Source organism: Pedobacter zeae (assembly GCF_014196715.1).
Classification (GTDB): Bacteria; Bacteroidota; Bacteroidia; order Sphingobacteriales; family Sphingobacteriaceae; genus Pedobacter; species Pedobacter zeae.
The window spans coordinates 169,136-183,046 of the sequence record NZ_JACIEF010000002.1 but is presented as its reverse complement, the minus strand read 5'-3'; the positions used below and the strand labels follow the sequence as shown (position 1 = coordinate 183,046).

Below are 13,911 nucleotides of genomic sequence, written 5' to 3'. Positions count from 1 at the left end.
GGCTTACGCCGGATGGCAAGCACCTTTTTCAGGCCAGCAATTAAATTCTTTGAAAGTCCTCTACCAGGGAACGCATAACTATCCAGGTATTGTTCTTGGTTTCAAAGCATTATTGAGGAGAGAACATGCCTGTAGCAACTTCTCTCGAATACTTTAATGAATCGAAAGAGGACAACATTGAAGGAGATAAAGCTGGTCTTCAGTTTTAGTTAATAGCTAAACGGGCGGTAGTTATACTGCCCGTTTTGTTTACCATTTAAATAAAATTCTGAGTTGGGCACCTCAGAAAAAAGTTCTGCCACTATCCCGGGATTGGTTAGGAACGACAGCCGGTTTAACATCCAGAAAAATTACGGGTTCTGATGCGCATATAACCAAAATGACAACGAATAAAATAAAAAAAAACACACAAATACGTAAAAAATATGGATTTTTCAGGAATGCTTGAAGGATATACGGTTATCAGCGATTTTTGTAATAAATATTTTGGTTCTACTACTTATAATTCGAAATAAATGAAAAAATACATCTATCTGGACAATGCAGCCACAACAGCACTGGACGCTGAAGTTCTTTCGGCAATGTTACCTTACCTCACTGAGCATTATGGTAATCCGTCTTCTTCTTATGCGCTGGGCAGAGAGGCTAAGGCCGCAATAGAGGCAAACCGAAAATCGGTTGCCCTTGCGTTGGGCGTAAGCCCCCTGAATATCTATTTTACCAGCGGAGGTACTGAAAGTAACAACACAGCTATTGCATGCGCGGTTAACGAACTGGGTTGCAAGCATATCATCACCTCCTCAATAGAGCACCATGCAGTACTCAATACGGTAAAGCGTTATTGTGAAAGAAGTGCTATTGATTGCACCATTCTAACTCCCTCCACACAAGGTTTTCTGAACTTGCAGGAGCTGGAAGATAAACTCATCGAGAAAAATAAGGAAGGGATCAAATGCCTGGTTTCCCTTATGCATGCCAATAACGAAATAGGCGTATTGCTGGATATCGAAAAAGTAGGTAATCTCTGTGAAAAATACAATGCAATCTTCCACTCCGACTGTGTTCAGACCATCGGCCATTTAGAGATGGACCTCAAAAAATACAAACTGCATTTTGCTTCAGCTTCGGGCCATAAGTTTCATGGACCTAAAGGTACCGGCATTTTGTATGCTTCAGAACGGGTAAAATTATCCCCATTAATCATAGGTGGCGGACAAGAACGTCAATCAAGGGCCGGAACAGAGAATGTGGCCGGAATTGTAGGTTTTGGGAAAGCGCTGGAGCTGAGTATGAGAAATCACCCGGAGGAGAGCACCTATATCCGTTCGTTAAACGAGTTGATGAGAAATGCCCTTAGCCAGAGCATTCCGGACGTTAGCTTTAACAGTCCTATCGATGGCCTATATACAGTTTTGAGTGTAAACTTCCTAAATGCGATGCCAGGAAGTCTTTTACTGGCTCACCTCGACCGGGCCGGAATCTGTGCATCGGGAGGCAGTGCATGCAGCAGCGGAAGTGATGGCGGCTCACATGTGATCAATGCCCTTGGGCTATCGTCATCGGGGTCAACAGTCAGGTTCTCATTTAGCAAGCTGACCAGCGCTACCGATGTTGACGAGGCAGTTAGGGCCTTATCGGCCATTTTCCAGTCAACAGTACCGGTGGCCTAAGATGGAAATAGCTGGCTACTTTCTCATGGCCATAATAGGGGTATCATTGGGCATGATCGGTGCAGGCGGCAGTATCCTAACGGTTCCTGTACTGGTGTACTTTTTCTCGTTAAGTCCTTTTGTTGCCCAGCGACATGCCATGTTTGTGGTTGGTGCCTGCAGCTTTATTTCAACCGGCCCGAAATGGGCAGCGAAAGAAGTATTGCCGGCTATTGCCTTACCTTTCTCGCTAATTTCGGGCCTGGCTATCTACCTGGTTAAAATTTTAATCCAGCCACATATGCCCACAGTGCTTGGGCACCTGGGCGCCTGTACGATAAGGTATGAGTGGCTAAGCATGGTTGTTTTTGCTGTAATAATGATCTGGGCGTCGAACCAGATGATCCTGGAGCAACAAAAAAGCACCAGGATCAGCAATCCGGATGCGGCTACATTCCGGTTAACGCTTTGTGCCGCCGTTACAGGCATGATTACCGGTTTTTTGGGCGTAGGTGGTGGTTTTTTAGTGATACCGGCACTAACGCTTTACCTGGGTATTGACATTAAAAAAGCCGTTGGGACTTCCCTGCTGATCATTACCATCAATACGCTCATCGGATTTGGGCTGGAAGCCTCTCAGGCAGAAGTGAACTGGCAGATGCTGATCATATTTTCAATGATCGCCATCGCCGGCAGCTTTGTTGGAAACCTGCTTGCGAAAAAAGTAAACGCTGCATCCTTAAAGAAAATATTTGGATGGACGGTTATGTTTTTAGGTTTTATGATTCTCCTTGGGCAGTTTATTAAACTTTTCGGGATGGGTTAACATACTAAAGAAAAAAATGAAAATTGAGCAATTTTATGAGAAATGCCTTTCGCAGGCATCGTATTACATCGAAGATAATGGCATAGCGGTTATTGTTGACCCGCTCCGGGATATCCAGCAGTACCTCGATCTGGCAGAGAAAAACCAGGCCAGGATCAGCTACATCTTTGAAACCCATTTCCATGCAGATTTTATAAGCGGCCACCTCGAACTGGCCAGAAAAACCGGAGCAGAGATTGTGTTTGGCCCGGGAGCAAATACGGAGTTCGATTCTTACAGTGCGAAAGATGGCGAGATCTTTAAAATCGGTTCAGCGAGTATCGAACTCTTACATACTCCCGGGCATACCCTTGAAAGCGTATGCCTTCTGCTCAGGGATTCTGATCAAAAAGAACTTGCCCTGTTTACCGGAGATACACTCTTTTTAGGAGATGTTGGCCGTCCTGACCTTGCGCAATCTTCCGATAAGCAGATTAGCAGCCAAGATCTTGCAGGAAAGCTTTACGATTCCCTCAGGGAGAAAATCCTGCCCATACCCGGCGAAACTATCGTATATCCCGGACATGGGGCCGGAAGTGCCTGTGGAAAGAACATGAGCAAGGAAACCTCCGGAACGCTTGCAGCACAGAAAACAGACAATTACGCGCTCAATACCCAACTTTCAAGGGAAGAGTTTATAAACCTGCTCTGCGAAGGACTTGACAATCCTCCGGCTTATTTTCCCGAAAATGTAAAGATCAATGCATCCGGATACCCTAATCTTGATCATTTAATGGATACAGGGCTGCGCGCCATGAATCCTGCAGCGTTTTTGGAACGAAGCCGTAGAATGGGAACACTAATACTGGATACACGAATGCCCTCTGCTTACGCCGCCGGACATATATCTGGTGCCATTAATATTGGGTTAAATGGAAATTTTGCCCCATGGGCCGGAGAACTGCTGCAGCTATCGCAACGGGAAATCATCTTTTTAGCCGAACCAGGTAAAGAAGCCGAAGTTGTTAAAAGACTGGCCAGGGTAGGTTTTCACCAGGTTAGCGGATACCTAGAAGGGGGTATAGATGAGTGGATTAATCAGGGGCATGAGGTATGCCTGATCAAAGAGGTGGATGGTGATCAACTCCCTGCTTATGTAGCTGAAAAAAACATGGGCCTCATCGATGTAAGAAAGCCATCAGAATATGAACTTGGCCATGTAAGGGATGCCGTATTGCTCCCATTAGACCAGGTTTATCGATCAGCAGAAAGAATTGACAAGGAAAAAGTTCATTTGGTTTACTGTGCCGGCGGTTACAGATCGATGATGTTTATTTCAATTCTCAGAAGCCTCGGAATATTTAACCTGATCAATGTGCGAGGTGGCTTTGCGGCCATTCCAAAAGACGACGCTGCAGCGGTGTCCCAATAAGGTAATATGCCTGCCTTATTGAGGACTCTATCCCTCAAAACCAGAAATGGGTTTAAAAGTTTAAATCGGGTACGCTGTTTCGCTCTTCGTCTCAGAAAGCACAAAAAAACTTTGCACCGTTGTAATATTCGGTAAAATGGCCAGCTTGTTGCGATAGAAGTCGTGATAAGCTTCCATGTCGCTGGTTGCTACACGAAGAACGAAGTCAAAGGAGCCGGTCATCTGAAAACATTCCATCACTTCGGGGTATTTGGCCACCGCATCCTCGAAACCTTTAAGGGTTTCGGCGGTATGATCGTTCAGCAGTACCTGGCTGAAGGCTATTAAATTACGGTTGATCTTTTTTCTGTCGAGAATGGCAACAGTTTTAAGGATATAGCCCAGGTTCTTTAACTTGCGGATACGCTCGTGAATGGTGGCTATCGATTTATGAAGCTTATCGGAGAGCTGTTTATGCGTGATGGATGCATCATGCTGAAGAATCCTCAAAATCTCCTGGTCTGTAGGGTCAAGATCCCTGATCGTTTCGTTCATATAAGTTAGCCTTGGTTCCGGAGGTAGTGCATACTACCAGATTTAATTCTTTAAAAATAAAAATAATTCAGCAAACTGAAAATACTGCTGAAATAAAATCGACATTCTTTTCAATAACAAAAAAATAAACCAGAAAAACAAACAAAATACGAAAATTAATCGACAGATAAAGCTATTATATCCATAGTCCTGATAGACTAACTCCTATTGAAAACCCAGTGAACAGGAATGCCGTGCAGGCAATTCCGATTATCACTTTTCACCTGATATCCCTTTGCCATTTATATCCTGTACAGTTGGGCAAAGAGCATGATCGTGCAATCACACATGTTAATTAAAATTAAGAGAATAGCCTTTAAACTCTTTTCATGAGGCAAATTATAAAGCCGGCAACATTGCCTGCTGCCGGCATATAGTTATTGAAGCGTTATAGTAGAAGTTTTATAATTTGGACTTACCGGTAAAGCGCCGTCTTTAAGCGTTAATATTAACTTTTTAGCTATTGTCAGGTTAGCCGGAATTGCCGTGAGCACAATCTGGGCCGAACTGCTGTGGGCCGGTATGGTAATTTTCCCGGCCGCACCGGATGTGGTATAATGGGTACCTGAAACAGCCGTACTGGCCGGATCTACTACATACTCTACATTTACATCGGCATCCCTTTGCGGCCCAACCAACTGCACCAGGATGGTTACACTGCCAGGAGCAGCCACTGTTCCTTTTGCCAGGGTGGCGGTAATGGGCTTAAATTCTACCTGCGAAGGCTGATCGTATTCAACCCGGTATTTCTTGCAGCTAAACAGAAAAAGCAGCATTAAAATGGCCGGAACTTGTATTCTTTTCATATTGATAATCGTTTTTAATAACCTGGATTTTTAATAAGATTTGGGTTAACGCTTAGGTCTGATTGTGGTATTGGCGCAAGGATCCGGTAATCGGTATTGTAGGCGATGGGTGCAATTGAACCTAATGCGCTCGATTTGGGCACATCGAGACCAAGCCGCACCAGATCAAACCAGCGGTCGCCTTCAAAAGCAAGTTCAATTCTACGTTCTTTTAAAATTGCAGCGATCGAAACCGGCACACTGGTTAAACCTGCCCTGTTGCGGATTTTATCCAAATCGCTCTGTGCAGTTGCACCTATAGCGGTGCCCGCCCTGAAATTCGCTTCTGCCCGGATGAGGTATAACTCCGAAATCCGTAACAACGGAATATTCTGCAAAAAATTAACGCCATTGGTGGGTACCCATTTACGTACATAATTAACAGTTACATTACTTTTCTTCCCTGTAGTAATGGTTCCCCTTCTTACATCGTCATTTTCGTATAAAGCCAGCAACTCAGGTGTTGGTGTAAAATCGCCGTAACCCACTTTCGGTTCGCTATTGTTATCAAAAGCTGCCTGATCCTGGCGTTTACTGTAATCGGCCGGAAACTGGGCATAGTACGATTGTAAAGATTCGTTAATGTTCGATTGTTCTGAAGTGATTACAATATTGAATATAGCCTCCGGATTATTGTCGGCATAAAAGCTCGAAGTATAAGCTGCCCCCGTAACAAAAGTAGAGCCTGCCGCAGCAATAGCCTTATCGGCATAAGTTGCAGATTCGGTATATTTACCCCAGTATAAATAAACTTTTGATAAAATAGCCTGAGCCACGGTTTTGGTTACGTAACGGTTTCCTGCCGAATTATCGAGCAGGTTTTCTGCCGCCAAAAGATCGGTTTCGACCTGTTTATAAACTTCTTCAACTGTGTTCCTGGCCGGAAAAGCTACATCGGCCAATGTTGCCGTAGGTTTTAAAACCAGCGGAACCCCTTTGTTAAATCCGTTAACAATAAATTGAGGGTTATAACCGTAAAGTTTTACCAGGTCCCAGTAAAACAAGGCCCGGAGGCCATAAGCCTGACCTAAAATTTTATTCTTGTCTGCCTGGCTCCCGGCAACATTGCCCACTGCCTGGATCACCAGGTTTGCCTGATTAATGCCCGAGGTATATAAGCCCCACAGGCTCATGTGGGCACCCGGTGCATTTATCGAATTGGTGATCAGGCGATTGGAATTAAGCCCCGGAATCGGATAAATGTTGTCGGCCATAATATCCGGATTAATTTTAAACGACTGCCCATAATAACCGGTTCCCCTTAGGTTACTGTAAACGGTATTGAGTAAACTGCTTACACCGGTTAAATTGGTTAGCGCCTGCGATGAGGCTATGGAATCTTTCGGAGCAGTTTCGAGCGTTTTTTTACAACCCGAAAACCCCAAAAGTGTTAAGAAGATAAATATATATATGTATGTTTTCATTTTGATATTTTTTACAGTCCAATTTGGAAGCCAAGGGTATAGGTTCTTGCCTGCGGTACACCTCCATTATCAGATAATACCGTTTCAGGATCAATACCGGTATACTTGGTCCAGGTTAACAGATTGGTTCCGGTTGCATAAAGCAGTACATTATTTAACCTGGCTTTAGTAATTAAAGCTTTAGGCAGTTGGTAAGATAACCTTACCTCTTTTAACCTGAGGTAATCGCCGGGTTTATACCACTGTGTTGAGGAGGTGCTGTAAGCACTCGAAGCCACTCCGCCACTCACATAATTACCTCCTGTATAGGCCTGCGGAACATCAGTAATCTGCCCGGGGCTTGTCCATCTTCTAAATACATCAGTACTGCGGTTCGATGCATTGGCATAACTATCAAGGAAGTTTTTGTTCTGATCGAACAGTAAGAAACCGGTAGCATACTGGAAGAAAATATCGAGGCCAATACCCTCGTAAGAAAAGTTATTGGTAAAACCACCAAAATATTTCTGCTGGGTATCTCCGATTATCCTCCTGTCGTTAGCCGTTAAGTTATAGGTAAGGTTATTATTGGCATCTAACCAAAGTGGCCTTCCATCAGCCGGATTCACCCCGGCATACTGGTAAGATAAAACCCTGCTTACCGAATTTCCAACCAATTGGAACCTCGGGTCAAGATCATCCGTAATGAGCTGAAGAACTTTATTTTTATTGTAGGAAATATTGAATGAGGTATTCCATTTAAATTTTCCGGTTAAATTTTGGGAGTTGAGCTGGAATTCGAAACCCCGGTTCTGCATTTTGCCGGCATTATCACTTACCCCGCTGTAACCACTTGTACTGGGCAATGTGCGGGTTAAGAGCAGGTTTTTATTCAGTTTATTATAGAATTCTGCTGTAAAACTCAACCGGTTGTTAAATAACGAAACATCAGTTCCTAAATTAAGGGTGTAACTATCTTCCCAGGTCAGCTCCACATTAGGTAAACCGCCGGGCGAAATACCACCGATCCCGTTGTAACCGGAGTTGGAACCAAAGGTAGAAAGGGAGGCAAAATTACCAATACCAGAGTTACCCACTTTTCCGTAGCTGGTTCTGATTTTCCAGTCGCTAAGCCATCTCACCTCTTTCAGGAAATTTTCTCTCGACAGTCTCCAGGTTAATGAACCCGAACCAAAGAGCCCGAATTTCCGATTTTCGCCAAAGCGGGAGTTTCCGTCGTAACGGATGGTTCCGTTAACAATATACTTATCGTCAAAAGCATATTCGCCCCTTGCAAAATAACCCAGATTTTTAAACTCGGTAAAGCCCGATGATATAGATGCCAGAACAGTACCTCCGTTCAGGGTCCGGAATAAATAGTTAGGGAAGCCGGTTTTTTGGGTGGTAACGGTATTATTAACCTGGTGGCGATACTCGAAACCTACCAGACCGGAAACTTTATGTTTGGCGCCAAATAAATGGCTGTAGTTTAATGTGGCATTGGTTTGATAATTTTTAAACTCGGTATCGAGAAAGGTATAACGGCCATTGGGTGCCGCCCCATCCCTGGTTCTCGGATCCTGGAAACGGTCTTCTTTGATATCGCCATAATCTATCGAACCGGTAACCCTGAATTTGAGGTCATCGATAATCTTATAATTTAAAGCAAAAATCCCCTGCAGCTGGTTAGTGGTACCTTTATTGATATCGTAATTAGCCGATTTGATGGGGTTAGTGGCTACCGCCCCGAGCAGGGGCTCATTATAATCTCCGCTGGCTGTGTAAACCGCCTGGGTAGGAATAAGGAAATTGGCCCCAAATGATGGATTAGCAAATGTAGAACCGCTGAGTGTACCGTTCTGGGTAAAGGTACTTAAGTTGATATTGGCTTCGAGCGAAAGCTTGTTGTTTACATGATGCTCGAGATTGGTTTTAAATGTACCCCTTTTAAAATCCTGTTGTATTTGCTGACCTTTTTGGTCAAATAAACCTGCCGAGATATAAAATTTGGTTTTGGCATCGCCTCCCCGGGCGGTAAGCTGATAGTTTTGGGTATGGCCTTTACGGTATGCAGCATCGTACCAGCTATAGGTTGGGGCTGCGGCCGGATCTGCGCCAAAAACAGTTTTAACGCCTGAGGTACCCACAACCTGCGAACTGTTGGCACCATAACGGTTAACGTTTTCTTCGGTATAAACCGATAACCATTCCGGTCCGTTTAATACATCTAAACGATCTACCTCTTCGGCATAACCAAAATAGCTGCTGAAATCGAATTCGGTCCTACCCGCTTTACCCCGTTTGGTAGTAATAATAACCACACCATTTGCGGCTTGCGAGCCATAAATGGACGCTGACGAAGCATCTTTTAACACATCGATGGTTTCAATATCATCAGGGTTAAGGTTACTGAGAATATTGGACGTGGATAAGCTTCGGGTTAAATCGCCTGAGTTAACCTGGATACCATCAACAATATATAATGGAGCCGTGCTGGCATTAAATGAACCCGTACCACGGATTAAAACACTTACCGACGAACCAGGTGTACCTGAATTGGTATTTACGCGCACGCCAGGCAACGTACCTTGCATGGCCCTGTCGAAGCTTACCAGGGGCACTTTTTCAATTTCTTTTGAAGAAATACTCGATACAGCTCCGGTAATATCCCTTTTTTTTGTGGTTTGCCCAAATCCGGTTACCACCACTTCATCCAAACCCGTTGCGTCTGATTTTAAAGAGATGTTGATTACCCTTCTGGCATTGATCGTTTCGCGGACAGTAATGAAGCCCAGAAAGCTGAATTCGATTGATCTGGCAGATGGCGGAAGAGCGATGGAATAGTTACCATTTGCGTCAGTTTGTGTCCCGGCTTTTGTTCCCGGAATCCGGATAGATACAGCGGGGATGGGAAGACCATCTTCTGCTGCTACAACTTTTCCGGTAATCACTTTATTTTGTGAAAATACCGGAAAGGTTACGACAAGGCATAGTATAACAAGCGAAAGTATTTTTCGTTTCATTTCATTTATGAAGATTAATATGATTAGTGATGCCAAACGGCATTTATGTATTCGCCAAAGCCGGTTTTAACACGTTTGGTTAAACCTTTAACCTTAAAATATGTCAAAAAAAATGCAGTGGCATAAATAGATCTAGCGCATGTTGCCAATGATTGGGCACATAGTTTCGCTAATAAGTTGCAGGAGCAACTAAATAATTAGGATATTTTCATTATATTAGATTTTAAGTGGTTAAATATTAATTCAGCATTAGTAGTCACATACCGTGATCGATCACTTATTCAGGGGCGGCCTCAATCGCCCCTGTTTTTTATCCGGTAAACTTTTACGCAATTGCGCAAAAGCTGGTTGTCATTTTTGCCCCTGTTTTTTCTAAATTTTATTAAATGTGATTATTTGGTTTTAGCATCAAGTAACGAAGCCAGTTTTTCTTTTAAAGCCTCCCCCCTGAGTCCTTTGGCAACAATTTTTCCGTTTGGATCAATCAGGAAATTTGCCGGAATGGAACGGATACCATATTGTTTGGCTACGGCATTATCCCAGAATTTTAAATCAGAAACGTGTGTCCAGGCTAACTGATCGTCGGCAATGGCTTTTAACCAGGCTTCTTTTTTACCAGGCTGATCCAGAGAAACCCCTAAAACAGTAAAACCTTTGTCTTTATATTGGTTATAGGCAGCCACTACATTAGGGTTTTCCTGTCTGCACGGACCACACCACGATGCCCAGAAATCGACCAGAACATATTTACCTTTAAAATCAGATAATTTTACAGGTTTGTCATTCACATCATTTTGTGTAAAATCTATCGCCCGAAGGCCTATTTTGGTATTTTTTACGGCGTTGAAATAGGTTGAAATATCTCTGCCCGATTTGCTGTCTTTAAGGTCCTGGCTTAAAGCTGCGTAAGCCTTTTCTGCTTCAGGCTGGGCAGATTCGCTGGTTGCGATCTGGGAGATGGCTGATAAGCTGACGTAAGATTGCGGGTTTGAACGGGCAAAACCGATATAAATGGGCTCCAGTTCTTTACTGGCAGTCTCATAGCGTTTATAAATGGCTTCAGTTAAGGCTTTGTCTTTCCGTTGTTCGGCGGTTAATTTACCAAATTCGCTATTAATTGCAGCCAGTTTATCCTGAACCGGCTTGGTTAAAGCCTTAAGTTTTTCATTATCGGCATTTACTTTCGACCCGCTGATGGAAGCATTTTTTAATGAATCGGCCGATACCAGCTGAATATTGGCAGGTTCCAGGTAAATGGACAAGAAATCGCGTTTCCCATTCTTCTCTGCCGGCTTTTTATAAACCGAGGCCCTTAACGGATCACCTATTTCGCCTTTAAAAGCAAAAGTGCCGTTTTTTAATTCAGTGGAGTCTAAAAACGTTTTACCTTCTTTCGAATAGCTGAGGTAAATTTTCTCATTGCCTTTATCATTTTTTAGGGTTCCGTTTAACGAGAATGGCTTTTGTGCCAGTGCAGCCAGTGGCAGTACAGCAACTGCAGCGAGTAGTGTTTTTTTCATTTCAGATTGATTTTATTGATGTATGATTAGGAATTATTTTTAAGCATAACGCAGTTTCGGCTGTTCCCGGCGATTGCGGTAAAGGTTGTTCAATTGCGCAACCACTTCATCTATTTCTGCCCCGGTATTATACCGGCTGAAAGAGAACCTGATGGTTTCTTCATTTTTACCGTTTCTCAAAGCTTCAATCACGTGCGAGGAATGATTGGAAGAACAGGCACTTCCGCCAGAAACAAATATGCCGGCCCTGTCTAAAGTCTGCAGCAGATTGGTGCCATCGGGTAGCGTAGGTATGGAAACACTCAATACGGTGGGTAAACTTCTGTCAGGATGATCTGAATAGCCATTAAAGCTTACTCCTGCAAGGTTTGTAAGCCCGTTGAGCAGTCTTTTTTTGAGCGATTGGATATGTGTTTCGTAAAGTTTTTGGTTATTACAGGCATGCTGAAGTGCGGCTGCCATCCCCACAATACCCGCTACGTTTTCGGTACCTGCCCGCTTTCCCGATTCCTGAGCCCCTCCCTTAATAAAAGCATGCAAATTAGCCGGTTCTTTTGCGTATAAAAAGCCAACACCTTTCGGCCCGTGAAATTTATGTGCCGAGCCCACCAGAAAATCGGGTGCCAGCTGCCGCGTATTAATATCGATATGGCCAATGGTTTGCACCGTATCTGAATGGAAGATGGCTCCATGATGCTCAGCAAGATCGGCAATTTCCAAAATAGGATTTAAATTTCCGATTTCGTTGTTACCATGCATTAAGGATATGAGAGCTGGTTCTCCGTTTTCGAGCAAAGTATCCAGCTCGGTGAGCGATAATTTCCCCTTGCTATCGTTTTCCAGATAGACCAGCCTGATCAGCCCTCTTTCAGCTAAGGATTTGAGTGGATTCAAAACGGCATAATGCTCTAACCTTGACGTAATGACCAGGCGGATATTATGATGATAAATAGCCGAAAGTATGGCGGTATTATCACCTTCGGTTCCGCCGGAAGTAAAGAAAATATTTCCAGGTCCTGTATGTAAAGCATCTGCAATCACTTTTCTCGATCGCTCAACGGCTTCTCTGGCGTACCTGCCTAAAGCGTGTGCCGAAGACGGGTTAGCAAATGATTCAAAAATAAAGGGTTTCATGGCTGTAAAAACCTCATTGGCAAGCGGGGTGGTAGCTGCATTATCTAAATAAATATTCATCTTTCAATTTTAAATCACCACTGCTTATTCAGATTTCCGGAGAAAGTTATTCTTATCTTTCCCTTACGGGAAGGATTTAGCACCTTATTTGGCAACAGGTTGCTAAGACATCATAGGGCCTTTCCCTCCGTCTTTCTGGATAAGTCAAAAAATATTAATGGCACAAATGTATATAATTTCTATAGATTTTATAGTTTTTATTTAAAAATATTTTATTTCGCCTTATTAAGCGTATAGTTCAATAACATAAGCTGTGTATTTCAATGCAATGGATCAGCCCGTTTCGGGCCAAACCGGATGCAGATTTGATTGACAAATTGCACCGGAATACCTGTTCGTTAATGATTATTATAAACCAGTACCACCAGCAAAAGTTATTCTCCACTATGCTATCTCAATCAGTAAAAGCCATTTTTATTTGCGTTGAAAAATGTAAATTGCAAAAATGTCTTGCCAACGCTGTTGGTAGATTCAACATTTGCCCCTTTATTTTCGAAGAACAGGCGGGTCATTTTGGCGAACATTTTTTCTAAACTATACTGAAAAGCATTTTGGAAGATGACCATTTCAAACAAAAATGATTGGGCAAATTACGAAATCACGGAACTTCAGCCCGCAAAATACATTATCGCGTTTGACCGTTTATTTTAAATGAAAATAGAATTTTATACTCCGGAAAATGAAGTCTTAAAGAAGTATATAAAAGGTTATTATTTTATGACCCCGGGTAAATATTCAAAGCCATTGCGGTACTTTACTTTTCCTAATAATTTTTTTATTGTTTCAGTCAATCAAAACATCAAAATCCGGCAGGAACAGAATTCTATCATCGTAAGCCAATCAAAAAAAGAGAACATAAGTGCCAATTTTGTAGCCCGCTATACTGCTCCCATTGAAATTGTTTATGAAAATTCGGTGCTGGAAATTACCCTTTATTTCAAACCATTAGGAATCAATTTTTTTGTGGATGATGCACAGCCTTTTTTTCAGAAGAAAAGTGACGTAGACTTTAACCCGTTTCCGGATTTTATTTCTGCTATGAAAACCATAATGGAAACAGAAGACCGGTCGTTACAAATAGAACTTTTGGAAAGGTATTGGGTTTCTAAAATTAAGAACAGGAATTTAGAGTTGATGAACAGCATTCTATCCGATTTAGAGTCTGATATAAAAATAGCCGACCTTGCCTCAAAATATAATTTTTCCAGACAGCATCTCAATCAACTCTTTATTAAGAACCTCGGCAAGCCCGCAGCAGAGTACCGGAAAATCCTGCGTTTCCGCTCAGCAATTATGAAGCAGAACAAGGCAAAAAATCTGACACATTTAACCTACGACAGCCTTTTCTATGACCAGTCGCATATGATTAAAGATTTTAAAGACCTTACCAAAATAAGCCCCAATTCTTTTTTTAAAAATGTAGATACCGCTAAGGAAAACATCTGGCTTTTTGTATAGACTTTACAT

At 42.8% G+C, this 13,911-nt stretch carries 10 protein-coding genes and 1 riboswitch; of the genes, 4 read left to right on the top strand and 6 right to left on the bottom strand.

What is annotated here, in order from left to right:
- The first annotated feature begins 515 nt into the window (after window positions 1-515).
- Genes GGQ60_RS07330 through GGQ60_RS07320 form a run of 3 tightly spaced genes read left to right on the top strand, consistent with a single transcriptional unit; the run spans window position 516 to window position 3,886 of the window.
- Complete coding sequence (locus GGQ60_RS07330) at window positions 516-1,670, top strand: cysteine desulfurase family protein (RefSeq protein WP_183761714.1); 1,155 nt, start codon at window positions 516-518, stop codon at window positions 1,668-1,670.
- A 25-nt stretch (window positions 1,671-1,695) separates the two neighbouring features.
- The gene (locus GGQ60_RS07325) at window positions 1,696-2,475 is read left to right on the top strand and encodes a sulfite exporter TauE/SafE family protein (protein WP_183761711.1); all 780 of its coding nucleotides are present in this window, start codon (window positions 1,696-1,698) and stop codon (window positions 2,473-2,475) included.
- 16 nt (window positions 2,476-2,491) lie between these two features.
- Window positions 2,492-3,886 (top strand): MBL fold metallo-hydrolase, encoded by a 1,395-nt coding sequence (locus GGQ60_RS07320; protein ID WP_183761708.1) that lies wholly within the window; start codon window positions 2,492-2,494, stop codon window positions 3,884-3,886.
- Window positions 3,887-3,946: 60 nt separating this feature from the next.
- On the opposite strand, the gene GGQ60_RS07315 is transcribed toward GGQ60_RS07320, so the two are convergent.
- The 6 genes from GGQ60_RS07315 to GGQ60_RS07290 all read right to left on the bottom strand — a co-directional run bounded on the left by GGQ60_RS07315 (window position 3,947) and on the right by GGQ60_RS07290 (window position 12,444).
- Window positions 3,947-4,420 carry an Lrp/AsnC family transcriptional regulator gene (locus GGQ60_RS07315; RefSeq protein WP_183761705.1) on the bottom strand — a complete coding sequence of 158 codons (474 nt, stop codon included), beginning with the start codon at window positions 4,418-4,420 and terminating at the stop codon, window positions 3,947-3,949.
- Window positions 4,421-4,836: 416 nt separating this feature from the next.
- Window positions 4,837-5,265, bottom strand: coding sequence for a hypothetical protein (locus tag GGQ60_RS07310; RefSeq protein WP_183761702.1), 429 nt, complete (start codon window positions 5,263-5,265; stop codon window positions 4,837-4,839).
- A gap of 14 nt (window positions 5,266-5,279) precedes the next feature.
- Window positions 5,280-6,728: a RagB/SusD family nutrient uptake outer membrane protein gene (locus tag GGQ60_RS07305; protein WP_183761699.1), complete on the bottom strand. Its 1,449-nt coding sequence runs from the start codon at window positions 6,726-6,728 to the stop codon at window positions 5,280-5,282.
- A gap of 11 nt (window positions 6,729-6,739) precedes the next feature.
- Window positions 6,740-9,730: a SusC/RagA family TonB-linked outer membrane protein gene (locus GGQ60_RS07300; protein WP_183761696.1), complete on the bottom strand. Its 2,991-nt coding sequence runs from the start codon at window positions 9,728-9,730 to the stop codon at window positions 6,740-6,742.
- A 392-nt stretch (window positions 9,731-10,122) separates the two neighbouring features.
- Window positions 10,123-11,250 (bottom strand): TlpA disulfide reductase family protein, encoded by a 1,128-nt coding sequence (locus GGQ60_RS07295; protein ID WP_183761693.1) that lies wholly within the window; start codon window positions 11,248-11,250, stop codon window positions 10,123-10,125.
- 39 nt (window positions 11,251-11,289) lie between these two features.
- A complete protein-coding gene (locus tag GGQ60_RS07290) occupies window positions 11,290-12,444 on the bottom strand; it encodes a cysteine desulfurase family protein (protein WP_183761690.1) in 1,155 nt (384 codons plus the stop codon).
- A gap of 49 nt (window positions 12,445-12,493) precedes the next feature.
- Window positions 12,494-12,590, bottom strand: a riboswitch (SAM riboswitch).
- 505 nt (window positions 12,591-13,095) lie between these two features.
- Here GGQ60_RS07290 and GGQ60_RS07285 point away from each other — a divergent pair.
- Window positions 13,096-13,902: a helix-turn-helix domain-containing protein gene (locus GGQ60_RS07285; RefSeq protein ID WP_183761686.1), complete on the top strand. Its 807-nt coding sequence runs from the start codon at window positions 13,096-13,098 to the stop codon at window positions 13,900-13,902.
- The last annotated feature ends 9 nt before the right edge of the window (window positions 13,903-13,911 follow it).